Origin of the sequence: Advenella sp. FME57 (genome assembly GCF_014897675.1) — a bacterium.
Taxonomy (GTDB): domain Bacteria; phylum Pseudomonadota; class Gammaproteobacteria; order Burkholderiales; family Burkholderiaceae_B; genus Advenella.
In genome coordinates this window covers 1-14745 of record NZ_JABUXU010000021.1, presented here as the reverse complement: position 1 = coordinate 14745, position 14745 = coordinate 1, and the positions used below count along the sequence as shown (strand labels likewise).

The following is a 14745-nucleotide window of genomic DNA, read 5'->3' as shown; positions in this document are numbered from 1 at the left end:
GCCATACAGGTTCATGGTGCTTGTTCCTGCAGGCATCATTTTTATCAAATAGCTGGAACATAATATGAGTACATTCTTTGGCGAAATTCGTCAGTTGGGATATGTTGTCGATGATATCGAAGCGGCAATGGCATACTGGAGCAACACGCTGGGCGTGGGTCCCTGGTATTACAACCCTAAGGTGCCGATCCGCAACTATCAATATGACGGTCAGACCTACGAGCCGCATAATTCAGTAGCGCTGGCCAATTCGGGTTTCGTGCAGGTAGAGCTGATACAGACACGCAACGACGTTCCGTCGATGTACCGCGATTTTCTACAGGCGGGCCGCACCGGCCTGCAGCATGTCGCTTACTGGACCGAGCATTACGATGCCGATCTTGAAAGGTTACTCAAGCAGGGTTTTAAGCCACGCATGAGCGGGGAAGTTGGCGAGCAGGGCAGGTTTATCTATTTTGATACTGAGTATCATCCGGGCACGGTCATCGAACTGTCGGAAGTAGCGGGCCCCAAGGGTCGCCTGTTTGACCTGATTCGCGCGACGTCGGAAGACTGGAATGGCCAACAGGCTATCCGGCCATTCCCGGACCTGGATACATTATGAGCGATACAGTAGTACAGGCTCGATATGTGGTGGAAACGCCTTTTGAACCGGCCAAAGTGGCCCAGATCATGGCTGGCGAACAGTCCTGCGGGACCTTTACCCGTGTTGCTGGCGAAACCGATGAGTTGCGCGATAGAGCCCGTGCCACGGTAACTGCAGTTCACGAGTTGCCCGCAGGCGATGCGCCCAGCCTGCCCAATGCCTGGATCGAACGCAGAAATGTCGGCGGCCCATGGCGTCGGGCCCAGATTGATATTTCATTTCCGATAGCCAACTTTGGTGCAAACCTGGCCACGTTGGCTGCGACGGTCTCGGGCAATCTTTACGACCTGGGTGAAGTGACCGGACTGCGTCTTGAATCGCTGACGCTCCCCGCTTCATTTCGTATGCGGTTTGCCTTGCCTGGTCTGGGCATTGCCGGCACGCGTGCCAGTATTGGTGTGGCCGCCGGCGCCATGGTCGGCACGATTATCAAGCCAAATGTCGGCATGAGCGCAGCGCAAACGGCAGCGCTGGTGAAAACCTTGTGCGAGGCGGGTGTCGATTTCATCAAGGATGATGAAGTGTGCGCCAATCCGGACCATGCGCCACTGGCCCAGCGCGTGCCTGCGGTGATGGCCGTTATTCGTGAGCATGCACAGCGCACCGGCAAAAAGGTCATGATGGCCTTCAATATCAGCGATGACCTGGATTCCATGCGGCGTCACGCAGATCTGGTTGCGCAGGAAGAAGGCACCTGCGTGATGGCCAGCCTCAATTACTGCGGGTTCTCGGCAATTGAAAGCCTCAGAAAGAGTACGCCGCTTGCTATCCATGGTCATCGTAATGGCTTTGGAGCCGTTTCGCGACATCCGTTGCTTGGAATGGCTTATCAGCCGTATCAGACGATGTGGCGCCTGGCAGGGGTGGATCACATGCATGTGCATGGTCTGCAGGGGAAATTCTCGCAGCCCGATAGCGAAGTGGTGGCAGCGGCTTCCGACTCTCTGGCGCGCATGTCCGACACGGTCGATGACCGGGTGTTGCCGGTGTTTTCTTCGGGCCAGTGGGCCGGTACAGTCCCGGTGACCTGGCAGTCGATTCAAAGCCAGGATCTGCTCTTCATGTCGGGCGGTGGCATTTTGGCCCATCCTATGGGACCGGCTGCCGGCGTGGTCAGCCTTCGCCAGGCCTGGGCAGCGCAGCAGGAAGGAGCAACGCTGGAGGATTTCGCTTGTAATATGCCCGAGCTGAAGGCCGCACTGGCGTTTTTTGGCGACAAGCAATCATGAGCCTGACGTTCGGCTGGTATGGCGATGATTTTACCGGGGCGACCGATACGCTGGCCGTTGCGGCCCGCGCCAATCTGCGTAGCATCCTGTTTCTGGACGTGCCCACCGAAGCGCAACTGGCGCGTATCGGCCCCCTGCAAGCAATAGGAATAGCCGGTACAGCGCGCGGTATGAACCCGCAACAGATGCATTCCTGTTTGCCGAAGATCGGGCGCTTTTTCCAGGATCAGCGTGTGTCGGTGCTGCATTACAAATGTTGTTCAACCTTTGATAGTGCCGCGCACACGGGCAGCCTTGGGATCGCAGTCAATATCCTGGGCGACTATGTGGAGGCGCCGTTTGCGCTGTTTGTGGGTGGCCAGCCCGATATTGGCCGTTATTGCTGCTTTGGCAATCTTTTTGCGGCTGCCGGAGATTCCGGCCAGGTGCATCGTATTGACCGGCACCCAACCATGCAATGCCACCCAGTGACACCGATGCATGAAGCCGACCTGGGATTGCATCTGCAATCGCAGGCCATGGCAGATGTCATTAACATTCCTTATACGGCATATCAACAGCAACCAGCCCTGCTTGATGCGCTTGTAGATCGGACTGTTCAGCGCTGTAGCAGCGCCAGGGGCAAAATGGACACGGCTGTGCTTTTCGATGTTTCTGACAGTACGCAGCTTGCAAGCGTGGGACGACAGCTCCTGCGTATCGCCAATGAGCATAAAACCGCATTGGTTGTGGGCTCAAGTGTCGTGCTGCAGGCACTGGCGGCGGCAGAAAATGTCGGTACGCACGCCCATAGCGTTGCGGACCACGTGATCGACGACAGGCAGCACCCGGCTCACGTTGGTCCGACCTTCGTGTTGGCGGGTAGTCTTTCTCCGGTGACCGCTGCACAGGTTCGGGCTGCCGACGGATATGTCAAACGGCCGTTGCAGGCGCGCTCGTTGTTGAATGATGCCGACTACCGGGCTGCACAATGTCAGCACATCTGTGATGAGCTGAGTGCTAACCGTCATGTTCTGGCCTATGTCGACCAGCAAAACGGGCGCGACTGTGCAATTCATTCAGCGGACCTGGCGGGTGCAACGGCCCGGTTTGTGCAGTCCACGTTGCAACTGCTGGCAGAGCAGGGTATACGCCTGGGCCGGCTTGGCATTGCGGGTGGAGATACGTCCAGCCAGGCAATCGCGCAACTGGATGTATGGGCCTTGTCTTATGCAAGTGTACTGTCGCCCGGGGTAACCGTTTGCTCAATGCATAGCGACAATCCTGCATTGGACGGGATGGTCGTCATGTTAAAGGGCGGACAGATGGGCAGCGAGGATATTTTCGATAAATTGCTGCAAGTGCCGGTAACGCGCTAAGTCTTCCCTTCCAGGAACGTGGCGCGTTTATTTTCCTGGCCTGAGTCTGGCATGTCGTGCTGCCGGGGCGACCGCTGTGAAGACTTACCTGGCAGGGGCCTGGTGCAGGAGCAATAAAATAAGAGACAGATTGATTGTGGCCCAATTGCATAAATAGTCTAATCGCCGTAACATGGTAAGCGCCTATCCACACTACAGGGAGCAGCGCCATGAGCGATCATGTTTATAAGCATATTGAACTGACAGGTTCATCAACAACCAGCATTGAAGATGCAGTGAGCAACGCGCTGGCCAAAGCCAATGAGACGGTCAGGAACATTCAGTGGTTTACCGTTACCGAAACTCGCGGACACGTTATCGACGGTAAAGTGGCCCACTGGCAGGTCAGCATCAAGGCAGGTTTTACGCTGGAATGAACAAGCGGCGCGCGAGTTAATTCGGGCTCAGTGACAGGGCCTGTAGTGCCAGGCGCGCCACGTTCAGATCCTGTTGCGCCTGTGCCTCGCTTGCGTCCTGGATGAACCAGACGGCCGACAGGCCGGCGAACGCCAGGACCCAGCATAACAAGCGGTGACGATCCAGGCTGGCCGCCTGCGATACGACTTGAACCTGGCGAGCGAAGCGATCCGGGTCGGTTACGGTGGGCAGGTCGGGGTTCACAATCAAATTAGCATAGTCAAAGCCCCGCTCGCCCAGTAGCCCCTTTGGGTCGATGGCCAGCCAGCCACGATCCGCGAAGTCCAGAATATTGTCGTGGTGGATATCGCCATGCAGTACGGTTATCTCTTCGGGGTCGGCCAGCAGCCGCTGTGCTGCATTCGCACATTGTTGCAGCACCGGGTTGCTTCTGGCCGCTGCAAACAGGTCAGCGAACCACAGTTGTAAAAGAACCAATTCAGGCTGGCCCGGAATGCGCCTTGCGTAGGCGTGCAGTTGCGCCACCGTGTCGCAGGCAATACGGCTGGCATTGTCGTCCTGGCCGTGCAACGCCATCTGCATCAGCGATTGCTTGCCCTGGGCCCGTTCCAACACCAAGGCATTAGCGTTACGGGCAAATACCCTGGCAGCACCATTGCCATCCCACCATTGCAGCACTTTGCCGCCGCGTATTTCGTGCTCATCACGGGCAATCTTCAGCATTGCCATGGCATTGTTCATTTTTACCGGCAGCAGGCTGCTGCCCGGGGTCGCAATGGGCGTGCCGTCCTGGACCAGGTTCCATTTTTTTATCCACGGCGCAAACACGTCCATCTCGACGTCCGTCGTCGCCTGTGCGGGGGCCTGTATGCGCTGCTCTTGACGTGCAGGGACGGAGCCCGGATTACCGTCAGTCATCGAGTCTGTCATATTTTTTTGCGTTGCCTTTGCTTTTTCTCACCGGATACTTTTGTGCATTCAGTTGCAGTTTTTCCTGGGCGGCCTGCAAGATGTCAATGTTCAAGACCCGGCTGATGGTGAGCAGATACAGCAGAACATCGGCAATTTCATGTCTGGCCGCCAGTTGGTCTTGTTCGTTCAGTGTGGCCGATTCTGCTTCTGTCTTCCATTGAAATATTTCAACCAGCTCTGCTGCTTCCACCGAAAGCGCCATGGCGATATTTTTGGGCGAATGGTATTGATCCCAGTCTCTGGCTTTGGCAAAGGTCTCAAGCTGTTCGCAAATAGAGGTTAAGGTTGGTTTCATAATATCCGGCATGAAGGGAATTTCGGGTTATGGGTTGCAGCAGGCTGCCTTAGAGCAACTTGGTATATTTCCAGACGTTTTTCGCGATCAGGCGTGCGGCCGTTTTTTCGCATTCGTCCATGACGCAATCGACGGCATCATTGCGCATGATGTTATTTGTATGGCAAATGAAAATCTCGCGGAAAAACTCAAAATCGAACCGCCGCATGATGATTGTACCGTCATGGATTTCTTCGTGGGCGGCGGAGTACGGAAGAATGGTCGCTGCCAGCCCGTTCTTGACTGCGGGAATCAGGATGGCAGAGGTGCTGGCCTCTGCGATCAGCTCATAAGGCAGGCGTCGCTCCAGGAAGGCGTGATCGATTCGTGAGCGTAAACGGTTGGGCAAACTGGGCAGAATCAGGGGAACATCCTTGATGTCTTCGATATTGACGCGACGTTTTTTAATGCTTGTCTGAGCATGCAGCAACAGCAGCAACTCTTCAACCAGAAACGGCTTGAGCACCATGCCTTTGATTTCCTGCTGGTCCGGCGTCAGGGCAAAGTCTACCCGTCCCTGAAGTACCTGACGGGTCAGGTCGGCGCTGGGCAGATCGACAATCTCCAGAATCACCGACGGATAGCGTTGCTTGACCTGGTGGATCAGTGGCAGGGCCAGCATGCGTGCCGTACTGGAAGCCAGCGCAATGGATACGGTGCCGCTGACCGGGTTATCGCGCCGATGTAAAATTGCCTTGGTATTGTCAATCTGGCGCACGATGGTCTGAGCATGTTTGTAGAGCAGCGTGCCTTCTTCTGTCGGGTTTACGCCGCGCGTCGATCGTAAAAAAAGGCTGACGCCCAATTCTGCCTCAAGCAGATGTATCTGCTGTGTCAGGGCAGGCTGCGCAATATGCAGGGTGGCCGCTGCCTTGGTCATATTTCCCAATTCAAATACCTTGATGAAATAGCGCATTTGGCGTGTGTTCATGGCGGTCCCGTCCTTGCATACTGATGTCGTGCGTTGGTTAGAAAATAACAATAAGAAAAAATGATCGTACGATAAATAAACAGTATTTTGATTGGAAAATCTTATTGCATAGAATAGCATGCAAAAGGAGATAATCATGACAAGACCATTAGCCGGTTTGCGCGTTCTGGATTTGACGCGCGCGCTGTCCGGGCCGTTTAGTACCATGACCCTGGCCGACCTGGGCGCGGACGTAATCAAGGTCGAACCCACGCCGAATGGCGATATGATTCGCCAGTGGGGGCCATTCGATGAGGACATCAGTGTCTATTATCTGAGCGCCAACAGAAATAAAAAGGGTATAGGCGTTGATTTTCGCAAGCCTGAAGGGCTGGCGTTTATCCGCCAACTTGCGCTGCAGTCTGACATTGTCGTGGAAAACTTCAAAGTGGGCACCATGGCAAGCATGGGTCTGTCATATGAATCGCTCAGCAAGGACAAGCCTTCGCTGATCATGGCGTCCATTTCGGGATTCGGCAGTACTGGCCCGGCAAAAAGCTGGGCCGGCTTTGACCAGATTGCCCAAGGATATTCCGGCTTCATGAGTCTGACCGGCACGCCCGAGTCGGGCCCGACTCGGGTCGGTACTGCTATCGGTGACCTGACAGCGGGGATGTGGGCAGTGATCGGCGTGCTGGCGGCGGTGATCGAGATGAAGTCGACGGGACAGGGGCAGCATGTGGAGACGTCTCTGCTGGCCAGCCTGCTGAGCCTGCTGTCGGTACAGGGTCAGCGCTACCTGAGTGTGGGAGAAGTGCCGCAACCTTGCGGCAATGTTCATCCGGTGATTGCGCCTTACGGCACCTTTGAAACCAGCGATGGCCCCATCAATCTGGCGCCGGCCACACAGGATATGTGGGTACGCCTGTGTTCCGTGCTGGATCTGGATGGGCTGGTTGCCGATCCGCGCTTTGTTCGCAATGCAGACCGAATGAAAAATCGCCATGCGCTCAAGGATATTCTCGAGGGCGCGCTCAAAAAGCACCCGCGCATGCACTGGACGCCAATCATGATCGAGCAGGGTATCCCCGCCGGGCCGATCAATACGCTGGAAGATGTTTTCCGCGATGAGCAGGTCCTGGCATGTAACCTGGTTCAGACAGTCGAGCATGCCCGCCTGGGGCCGTTGCGGCAAGTGGCCTTGCCCGTGCATATGAGCAATCACGATAGCAACAGCGTTGTTTCTTCTCCGCCGGTTTTCGGGCAGGATACGCTGCGGGTAGCGAATGACATGGGGATGAACAGGGACCAGGTCGAGCAATTGATTACCGACGGCGTTTTGTATCAGGCCGATGGGCAAAATTAAAGAGGTTGTGATCATGACAGAAGACCTGCATACCCCAACCCTGCACATCCAGGGCGCGATAGCCACGCTGCAACTGAACAAAGCCGAACATGCCAACCGTCTGTCGCCTGCGGACCTCAAAGCGATTGAACAGCATATTGCAACCGTGAACAATCGGGAAGACCTCCTGGTGTTGCGTCTGGTCGCATCAGGAAAATATTTCTGCAGTGGCTACGACATTTCTTCGCTGGCCAGCGAAGAAGCGCCCAGTTCGCTGTATTTCGGTGAAGTGGTCGATGCTGTAGAACAGTGTCGTGCAATCACTATCGCCGTCATCCAGGGGGGCGTATATGGCGGTGGCACAGATCTGTGCCTGGCCTGTGATTTTCGTCTGGGCACAGACCGCGTCAATATGTTTATGCCTGCCGTGAAATTCGGCCTGCATTTTTATCCCGGAGGCATGCAGCGCTATGTTTCGCGCCTGGGCCTGAACAATGCAAAGTATCTTTTTTTGACGGCAGAAAAAGTTGATGCAGCTCGAATGCTGGATATGGATTTTCTGACTGAGCTCGTGCCGGCACAGCGCCTGCTGGCGCGAGCCGATGCGCTTTCGTCACATCTGGCCGCCATGGCGCCGCAAGCCCTGCTGGGAATCAAAAAGCACTTGAATCTGATCGCCCGGCAGGACATAAGAACAGAGGAAATTGCCCAGGCCGTGTTGCGCTCCGAAAGCTCGCAGGATATGAAAGAGGGCGCCGCAGCCTGGAGGTCGCAGCGCACGCCCGTGTTTACCGGGCATTGAACGACAAGAAGGTAGCGACAACAAGGTAGCGACAAAGTAGCGCTAACAAATAAGCGATTACAACGAAGGTCAAACCCTATCAGGAGACAAACATGATTGGAAAAAAAACGATTTTGATTGCGGGAACTTTACTGGCTGTGACCACGACTGTCCAGGCGGCAGGATATCCTGACAAGCCGATTTCACTTGTCATCGGATTTCCGCCAGGCGGCGGCGCCGACAACGTAGCGCGAGTCTATGCAGACCATCTGGCAAAAACCCTGAAGCAGCCGGTTATTGTCGAAAACAGGCCGGGGGCAGGCTCCACCATTGCTGCAGCCCATGTAGCAAGGGCCAAGCCAGACGGTTATACGATCTTCATGGGTAATTCAAGTGTCATGGGTAGCGACAACGTGCTGTACAAAGTGGCCTACACACCGGACAGTTTCATCCCGGTCAGTCGGCTTACCACGTCGCCCATGATTCTTATTGCCAGCAAGAAGTCGGGTATAGGTAGTGTTCAGGATCTGCTGGAAAAGTCGAAGAAAGAGCCGGGGAGGCTGACCTTTGCCTCTTCTGGCAACGGTGTCATTACCCATCTGGCAGGCGTTGAGTTTCTAAGGTTGTCGGGCCGCGATCTGTTGCATGTGCCGTTCAAGGGGGGCGCGCCGGCGACCCAATCGGTAGCCGCCGGGGATACCGACATATCGTTTGCGACGGCGCCATCGGCCAAGGCGATGATCGATACCGGCAAAGTGAAGGGATTGGCGATTACTTCCAAGACGCCTTCCAGAGTGATCAGTCAATATAAACCCATTGACCAGTCCGGGCTCAAAGGATACAACATCACCAACTGGTGGGGGATTTTCGTTCCGGCTGGCACACCCAGGTCCGTCATTGATACGCTATTTGCAGCTACCGGAAAAGTTCTGGCCGAACCGGCTGTCAAAAAGAACCTGACGGCAAACTTTGAAGAGGTCAACCCGTCTGCCAGCCAGGAAGAGTTTGTTCAGTTTGCCCGCACCGAGGGCAAGCTTGGCCTGGATCTGGCCCGGGAGAGTCTGCAAACAAAGAACTGAGGACACGGCGGGGGTCTGTCGCGCAGGCAGACCTGCGATCCGTTACAACGGTTGCATAGGCCAATTGGTATGCAAAAATAATTAATTAATAGATTGTTTCGTAATCAATTGGCTGTTTTTGAATGTTGTATACAATATGACGAATTAAATCTTGCTACGATCAGAGAGGCATTGACAAGGCTGGCGCAGCCATATCAGGTCACGCGTTAGTCAGCCATGATGGACGTCAAGGTCGTTTCCAACAAGGCCAGCAGTGCTTACAGCCTGTATATGATGGGTATTGCCGATCGATATCAGGATGCCACCTATATGACAACTGTCATTGAAAAGCAGCAGACCGTTTCCCTTGTGGAGTCCACTGTTGGGCACGAAATTCAGGCAATCTGTCTGATCTGAAGCCAGGCTGCGCAGTGGCAATCCTGGGCAGGCGGTCCAAGCCTGAGGATCGTCAGAAAATATCGCAATCGAAAAGCCAAGCGTATCGAAGTGTCGGTCAGCACGCATGCAGCGGATCGCTGCTATCATTCTGTTTTCAAGCGGGAATGGCATGGTCAGGCATAACGATTTTTTCCAGACAAGTGGGCTATGACAAACACAACGACGAATAATCAGTCCAACCCTATCCGAAGGAAACAGGATAGTCGCGCAGGCTGGATGGTACTTATCCTGACATTGACCATTCAGGCGCTGGCGACCATGGTGCTGCTGGTGCCGCCAGTGATGGCGCCCGTGCTGTCAAATCAGCTGGGCGTGCCTGCCGGCTATATCGGCTTTTATATTGCGGTGGCTTATCTGTCTGCGATGTTAAGCAGCCTGAGCGCAGGCGCGATGCTGACCATGGTCGGGCCGATCCGGCTGAGCGCCTTGTGTCTGGTGTCTTCCGCCGTTGGCCTGACACTGTTCGTGATGGCGCCGTCTGTGTGGACGCTCGCCCTGGCCGGTATATTCATTGGTCTTGGATATGGCCCGGTGACCCCGTGCAGTTCGCAAATTCTGATCAAAAATACACCAATGCACCGACTGAGCTTGATTTTCTCTATCAAGCAAACCGGCGTGCCGCTTGGTGGCGTGCTGGCCGCCATGATCATGCCCAGCCTGGAGCAAATGGTCGGGTGGCACAGCGCCTTGGGTGTCGTCTGCATCGTGCTGTTCTTTTGCGCGGTGGTGTCGCTTTTTGCTCCACGTTCCTGGGAGCCGGACGCAACCGGCGTCAGACGGTCTTTCAGGGAAGAGTTCTTCGGTGCGCTTGGAACGATTTATCGCATTCCTGTATTGCGCACGCTGGCCGTATGTTCCTTTTGCTTTTCTGTATGCCAGCTCACGTTAATGACATATGCCATTACCTTCCTGCATAACGAGGTCGGCATGTCGTTGGTTCTGGCAGGGGTTTTTCTGTCAGTGTCCCAGGCGGCAGGCGTAATCGGGCGGATTTTGTGGGGCTACCTGGCTGATAATTTCTTTTCCACCTGGAGCATGTTGCTGGTGCTGGCTGCCGGCATGCTCTTGTCTGCCGTTGGCGTCTTTTATATTGACGCTGGGTCAAGTCAATGGTGGATCGTATTTGTTTTTGCTGTTTTCGGCGCCACTGCCATCGGCTGGAATGGCGTGTATCTGGCAGAAGTGGCCAGGCGCGCGCCCGAGGGGAAATCGGGTTCGGTTACCGGCGGTACGCTGGCGGTTACCTATTTGGGCGTCGTTTTAGGGCCTCCGGCCATCGGCCTGGTATCCCAGGCCGCAGGCGGATTCGGCTACGGCTTCCTGTCGTTGCTATTGCCCACTATCGCTTCAATTATATTGCTGGGCAGGACCAGACGACATTTTCAGGGAGAATAAAAAAGAAGAGATAGCAACTTATCTTGTCTGTTCGTGCCGGGGCGCCAGCCTCGAGTGCCTTGAGAACGCCAAGGGTATCAAAGCCAGTGTGGTCATTATAGAAATGTGTAATATGCAGTTGCACCCGAAAGCTAGCAGCTTACACCCTTAGCGCTATTGACAAGCCCTTGCTGCTGCGCGCTCAAAAATCATGGAAGCGTGTCACCAGTAGCGTGCTGGCAGGCCGTCTCCTGAAACACTTTTGTGGTTATTTTTAGGGTAAACCACAATTTCATGATGTCAGATAACATACAACAATAAGGCTCATAAATAAACGCTGTATTTCAGTTGGAATATTCGTGCAACAGACAAAACCCTTTAAACGCCTATTGTTAACCGGCGCTGCCGGCGGACTGGGCACCGTGCTGCGCCAAACCCTGAAACCCTTTGCCGACACCATAAGGCTGTCGGACATCATTGCTCCTGCTGACAATCCGCAAGCGGAAACTGGCGAGGAGCTCATGCTTTGCAATCTGGCTGACAAGGCCTCAGTAGATCAGTTGGTGGCCGGTTGCGATGCCATCGTGCATATGGGCGGGGTATCGGTTGAACGTTCTTTTGAAGAAATCCTAGAGGCAAATATCAAGGGTGTGTTTCATATCTATGAAGGCGCGCGACGCCATGGTGTGAAAAGGGTGATTTTCGCCAGTTCGAATCACGCCATCGGCTTTTATCGGCAGGATGAAACCATTGACGCCGGCGTGCCGCGCCGACCCGATGGCTATTATGGTCTTTCCAAAGCCTATGGCGAAGAAATGGCCAGTTTCTATTTCGATCGCTATGACATTGAAACGGTCAGCATCCGTATAGGATCCTGCTTTCCGGTTGCGAAAGACCGGCGCATGATGCACACCTGGATCAGTTCCCGCGATTTGACCGAACTCATTCGTTGCGGGCTGGTAACCGAAGCAGTGGGGCATACGATTGTGTATGGCATGTCAGATAACAAGGAAGTGTGGTGGGACAACCACCTGGCGGCCAGGCTGAACTTCGTTGCACAGGACACATCTGAAATATTCCGCGAGCAGGTTGAGCGCCAGCCCATGCCTGCAGCCGATGATCCCGTTGCCGTCTACCAGGGGGGCGCGTTCACCGCCCAAGGCCCGTTCGAGTAATTCACGTGACTGCAGGACTATATAAAACCGGCCAGCGTGGATGGGAGATATAAGTGCAGTATGATTTTAATTTCGCGGGTCTGCTTCCTTACTGGAATACGTTTCTCGAAGGGGCATTACTGACGCTTGAACTGACCCTGGCCTCGACGGTGTTTGGCCTGACTATCGGTATTTTCTGCTCGATCGGCAGTCGCAGCCGCTACCGTTGGGTAAATCGGGCTTGCGCTGTCTACGTTGAGACGATCCGCAACACACCGTTTCTGGTGCAAATATTCATTTTCTATTTTGGGCTGTCCAGTATCGGGCTGCAGATGCCGGCCGCGGTGGCTGCGGTCATTGCCATGGTCATCAATGTAGGCGCCTATTCTTCGGAGATCATCCGCGCTGGCATGGACGCCATTCCCAAGGGGCAGATTGAGGCCGCCGAATGTCTTGGGCTGTCCCGGCCTCGCATCTACTGGCACGTCATTATGCTCCCGGCTTTCGAGAAAGTGTACCCGGCTATTACGAGTCAGTTCATCTTGATGATGCTGATGTCGTCCATTACCTCACAGATCTCCACCGAGGAGCTCACTGCAGTGGCCAATAATGTGCAGTCGGAAACGTTCCTCTCGCTGGAGTCGTACATCGTGGTTGCCGCCCTTTACTTATTGCTGGCAGTCGTGTTGCGACTGCTTTTCTGGCTGGCCGAGCAACTGCTGTTTCGGCGCAAGCGGGTCATCGCCCAGGCGCAGCGCCGCTCGGCCTCCATGGGCAATGCGGCCGCCCGCAAGCGAAAGGCGGTGTCGCGCAAGCTGCCTGCCGTCACGATCAGAGGGTAACCATGGACTCATTTTCTTCTGTACAGCTGATGTATCTGCTCAAGGGCATGGGCTGGACGCTGGTGTTGTCGATTATTTCATTTGCGCTTGGCTCCGTGGCAGGGTTCGCAGTCATGCTGGCACGTGTCTCGGTTCACAAATCGGTCCGGGTGGTCATATCTGTTTATATCCAGGTTATTCAGGGCATTCCCTTGCTGGTCCTGCTCTTTATTGTCTACTTCGGGGTCGGCATTTTCGGCATCAACGTCGCGCCGCTGGTGGCCTCGGCCATTGCGCTGATGATTCATGTGAGTGCATTCCTGGGTGAGATCTGGCGCGGCAGCGTGCAGGCAATAGAAAAAACACAATGGGAAGCCTCGGAGTGCCTGGGCCTGTCCCGCTGGCAATCGCTGATTCTGGTGATTATTCCGCAGGCATTGCGTATGTCATTGCCGCCTTCGGTGGGCTATCTGGTGCAGGTCATCAAACTGACGTCACTCGCGTCGGTTGTCGGTTTCGTGGAACTGACGCGCGCCGGCCAGATTATCAATAACTCGCTGTTCCAGCCATTTCTGGTTTTCGTGCTGGTGGGCGCCTTTTATTTTGTGCTCTGTTATCCATTGTCGTTATGGAGCAGGGCCATGGAGAGAAAACTGAATGTCGGCAATCGTTAATGTGAGGGATGTGCACAAGAAGTTCGGAGACAACGAGGTGCTCAGGGGCGTGTCGTTTGAAATACAACGCGGCCAGGTGGTGGCGATCATCGGGCAGAGCGGTTCGGGAAAAAGTACAGCGCTGCGCTGCATGGATCACCTGGAGACGATCAACAGTGGTTCCATTTCGGTCTGTGGCCATGAACTTGGCACAGGTACGGTTAACCTGCGTGAACTGCGCAAGGATGTGGGCATCGTCTTTCAGAGCTACAACCTGTTTCCGCACCTGACCGTTCGGCAAAACATCATGCTTGCGTTAAAGCATGTGCGCAAGCTATCGCGCGAGCAGTGTAGTCACAAGGCGCAGTACGTACTTGAAAAAGTGGGTCTGGCCGAAAAGGCAGAAAGCTATCCGGAACAGCTATCGGGCGGCCAGCAGCAGCGGGTGGCGATTGCCCGGTCGCTGGCCATGGAACCCAAAGTGATGCTGTTTGACGAAGTCACCTCTGCACTGGACCCGCAATTGACAGGTGAAGTGCTCCGGGTGATTGAAGATCTGGCCAAAGGCGGGATGACCATGGTGCTGGTCACCCACGAAATGGCTTTCGCACGCAGAATTGCCGACAAGGTGATTTATATGTATCAGGGCATGGTATGGGAAACCGGCGGTCCGGAAATTCTGACCAATCCACAAACCCGCGAGCTACAGCAGTTTATCGGCACAGGTTTATAGCAGGTAATTGCAGCTCACTATATTTATAAAAGGTAGGACGACAAATGAAATTAATACAGACAGTGAAAACGATCGGTCTTGGTCTGGGCCTGATGGGTGTGTGCGCGGCAAGCCATGCCGATGCCCTGGATACCATCAAGAAAAATGGCACCATCCGCGTGGCCGTTGCAATGGGCGTGCCCATGTTCAGCTACGCCAATGCCAATATGGAACCCGAAGGTTCGGATGTGGACACGGCCAAACTGCTGGCCCAGGATCTGGGTGTCAAACTGGATCTGGTGCAAATTACCAACGCGGCGCGGGTTCCCAGCATTCAGACCGGCAAGGCAGATCTGACGGTCTCGAGCCTGTCGATTACGCCTGAACGCGCCAAAGTGGTGGATTTCACTGTCCCGTATGCTTCGCTGCAGACCATTGTCGCTGCGCCCAAGGATGTGCAGATCAAGAGTGTAAATACCCCATTTATAACACAGTCATCTCGTAGAGAATTTATGCCGCATT

General features: G+C 54.8%; 17 protein-coding genes. 14 read left to right on the top strand and 3 right to left on the bottom strand.

Annotation, left to right across the window (positions count from 1 at the left end):
* Positions 1 to 64: 64 nt before the first annotated feature.
* From INT32_RS19375 to INT32_RS19360, 4 genes are all read left to right on the top strand, one after another.
* Positions 65 to 604 (top strand): VOC family protein, encoded by a 540-nt coding sequence (locus INT32_RS19375; RefSeq protein WP_193090355.1) that lies wholly within the window; start codon positions 65 to 67, stop codon positions 602 to 604.
* Positions 601 to 1875: a ribulose-bisphosphate carboxylase large subunit family protein gene (locus INT32_RS19370; RefSeq protein WP_193090354.1), complete on the top strand. Its 1275-nt coding sequence runs from the start codon at positions 601 to 603 to the stop codon at positions 1873 to 1875. The genes INT32_RS19375 and INT32_RS19370 overlap by 4 nt, the downstream gene beginning before the upstream one ends.
* Positions 1872 to 3233, top strand: a complete 1362-nt coding sequence (locus INT32_RS19365; protein ID WP_193090353.1) for a four-carbon acid sugar kinase family protein — start codon at positions 1872 to 1874, stop codon at positions 3231 to 3233. The genes INT32_RS19370 and INT32_RS19365 overlap by 4 nt, the downstream gene beginning before the upstream one ends.
* Before the next feature lie 209 nt (positions 3234 to 3442).
* Positions 3443 to 3649 (top strand): dodecin, encoded by a 207-nt coding sequence (locus INT32_RS19360; RefSeq protein WP_193090352.1) that lies wholly within the window; start codon positions 3443 to 3445, stop codon positions 3647 to 3649.
* 16 nt (positions 3650 to 3665) lie between these two features.
* Here the strand turns inward: INT32_RS19360 and INT32_RS19355 are convergent, their stop codons facing one another.
* From INT32_RS19355 to INT32_RS19345, 3 genes are read right to left on the bottom strand one after another with little or no spacing between them, the layout of a single operon-like run.
* Positions 3666 to 4580 (bottom strand): aminoglycoside phosphotransferase family protein, encoded by a 915-nt coding sequence (locus tag INT32_RS19355; RefSeq protein WP_226817292.1) that lies wholly within the window; start codon positions 4578 to 4580, stop codon positions 3666 to 3668.
* Positions 4561 to 4917: a nucleotide pyrophosphohydrolase gene (locus tag INT32_RS19350; protein WP_226817291.1), complete on the bottom strand. Its 357-nt coding sequence runs from the start codon at positions 4915 to 4917 to the stop codon at positions 4561 to 4563. Before INT32_RS19350 ends, INT32_RS19355 begins: the two co-directional genes overlap by 20 nt.
* A gap of 49 nt (positions 4918 to 4966) precedes the next feature.
* The gene (locus INT32_RS19345; RefSeq protein WP_193090350.1) at positions 4967 to 5887 is read right to left on the bottom strand and encodes a LysR substrate-binding domain-containing protein; all 921 of its coding nucleotides are present in this window, start codon (positions 5885 to 5887) and stop codon (positions 4967 to 4969) included.
* 136 nt (positions 5888 to 6023) lie between these two features.
* Here INT32_RS19345 and INT32_RS19340 point away from each other — a divergent pair, with 136 nt between their 5' ends.
* The 10 genes from INT32_RS19340 to INT32_RS19295 all read left to right on the top strand — a co-directional run.
* A complete protein-coding gene (locus INT32_RS19340) occupies positions 6024 to 7232 on the top strand; it encodes a CaiB/BaiF CoA-transferase family protein (RefSeq protein ID WP_193090349.1) in 1209 nt (402 codons plus the stop codon).
* A 13-nt stretch (positions 7233 to 7245) separates the two neighbouring features.
* Positions 7246 to 8013 (top strand): enoyl-CoA hydratase/isomerase family protein, encoded by a 768-nt coding sequence (locus tag INT32_RS19335; RefSeq protein ID WP_193090348.1) that lies wholly within the window; start codon positions 7246 to 7248, stop codon positions 8011 to 8013.
* A 92-nt stretch (positions 8014 to 8105) separates the two neighbouring features.
* Positions 8106 to 9071, top strand: coding sequence for a tripartite tricarboxylate transporter substrate binding protein (locus tag INT32_RS19330; protein ID WP_193090347.1), 966 nt, complete (start codon positions 8106 to 8108; stop codon positions 9069 to 9071).
* Positions 9072 to 9287: 216 nt separating this feature from the next.
* A complete protein-coding gene (locus INT32_RS19325; RefSeq protein WP_193090346.1) occupies positions 9288 to 9467 on the top strand; it encodes a hypothetical protein in 180 nt (59 codons plus the stop codon).
* 189 nt (positions 9468 to 9656) lie between these two features.
* A complete protein-coding gene (locus INT32_RS19320; RefSeq protein WP_193090345.1) occupies positions 9657 to 10904 on the top strand; it encodes an MFS transporter in 1248 nt (415 codons plus the stop codon).
* 338 nt (positions 10905 to 11242) lie between these two features.
* Positions 11243 to 12058, top strand: a complete 816-nt coding sequence (locus tag INT32_RS19315) for an NAD(P)-dependent oxidoreductase (protein WP_193090344.1) — start codon at positions 11243 to 11245, stop codon at positions 12056 to 12058.
* A 53-nt stretch (positions 12059 to 12111) separates the two neighbouring features.
* Positions 12112 to 12879, top strand: coding sequence for an amino acid ABC transporter permease (locus INT32_RS19310; protein ID WP_193090343.1), 768 nt, complete (start codon positions 12112 to 12114; stop codon positions 12877 to 12879).
* Between the two features lie 2 nt (positions 12880 to 12881).
* Positions 12882 to 13532: an amino acid ABC transporter permease gene (locus INT32_RS19305; protein WP_193090342.1), complete on the top strand. Its 651-nt coding sequence runs from the start codon at positions 12882 to 12884 to the stop codon at positions 13530 to 13532.
* On the top strand, positions 13516 to 14244 hold the full coding sequence (locus INT32_RS19300; RefSeq protein ID WP_193090341.1) for an amino acid ABC transporter ATP-binding protein: 729 nt from the start codon (positions 13516 to 13518) through the stop codon (positions 14242 to 14244). Before INT32_RS19305 ends, INT32_RS19300 begins: the two co-directional genes overlap by 17 nt.
* Positions 14245 to 14288: 44 nt before the next feature.
* Positions 14289 to 14745 (top strand): transporter substrate-binding domain-containing protein (locus tag INT32_RS19295; RefSeq protein ID WP_193090340.1); only part of this gene is annotated, 457 nt, incomplete at its 3' end.

Bases quoted from the DNA above. Each gene is read 5' to 3' on its own strand.
- INT32_RS19375 (WP_193090355.1), top strand. From the start codon at position 65: ATGAGTACATTCTTTGGCGAAATTCGTCAGTTGGGATATGTTGTCGAT.
- INT32_RS19370 (WP_193090354.1), top strand. From the start codon at position 601: ATGAGCGATACAGTAGTACAGGCTCGATATGTGGTGGAAACGCCTTTT.
- INT32_RS19365 (WP_193090353.1), top strand. From the start codon at position 1,872: ATGAGCCTGACGTTCGGCTGGTATGGCGATGATTTTACCGGGGCGACC.
- INT32_RS19360 (WP_193090352.1), top strand. From the start codon at position 3,443: ATGAGCGATCATGTTTATAAGCATATTGAACTGACAGGTTCATCAACA.
- INT32_RS19355 (WP_226817292.1), bottom strand. From the start codon at position 4,580: ATGACAGACTCGATGACTGACGGTAATCCGGGCTCCGTCCCTGCACGT.
- INT32_RS19350 (WP_226817291.1), bottom strand. From the start codon at position 4,917: ATGAAACCAACCTTAACCTCTATTTGCGAACAGCTTGAGACCTTTGCC.
- INT32_RS19345 (WP_193090350.1), bottom strand. From the start codon at position 5,887: ATGAACACACGCCAAATGCGCTATTTCATCAAGGTATTTGAATTGGGA.
- INT32_RS19340 (WP_193090349.1), top strand. From the start codon at position 6,024: ATGACAAGACCATTAGCCGGTTTGCGCGTTCTGGATTTGACGCGCGCG.
- INT32_RS19335 (WP_193090348.1), top strand. From the start codon at position 7,246: ATGACAGAAGACCTGCATACCCCAACCCTGCACATCCAGGGCGCGATA.
- INT32_RS19330 (WP_193090347.1), top strand. From the start codon at position 8,106: ATGATTGGAAAAAAAACGATTTTGATTGCGGGAACTTTACTGGCTGTG.
- INT32_RS19325 (WP_193090346.1), top strand. From the start codon at position 9,288: ATGATGGACGTCAAGGTCGTTTCCAACAAGGCCAGCAGTGCTTACAGC.
- INT32_RS19320 (WP_193090345.1), top strand. From the start codon at position 9,657: ATGACAAACACAACGACGAATAATCAGTCCAACCCTATCCGAAGGAAA.
- INT32_RS19305 (WP_193090342.1), top strand. From the start codon at position 12,882: ATGGACTCATTTTCTTCTGTACAGCTGATGTATCTGCTCAAGGGCATG.
- INT32_RS19300 (WP_193090341.1), top strand. From the start codon at position 13,516: ATGTCGGCAATCGTTAATGTGAGGGATGTGCACAAGAAGTTCGGAGAC.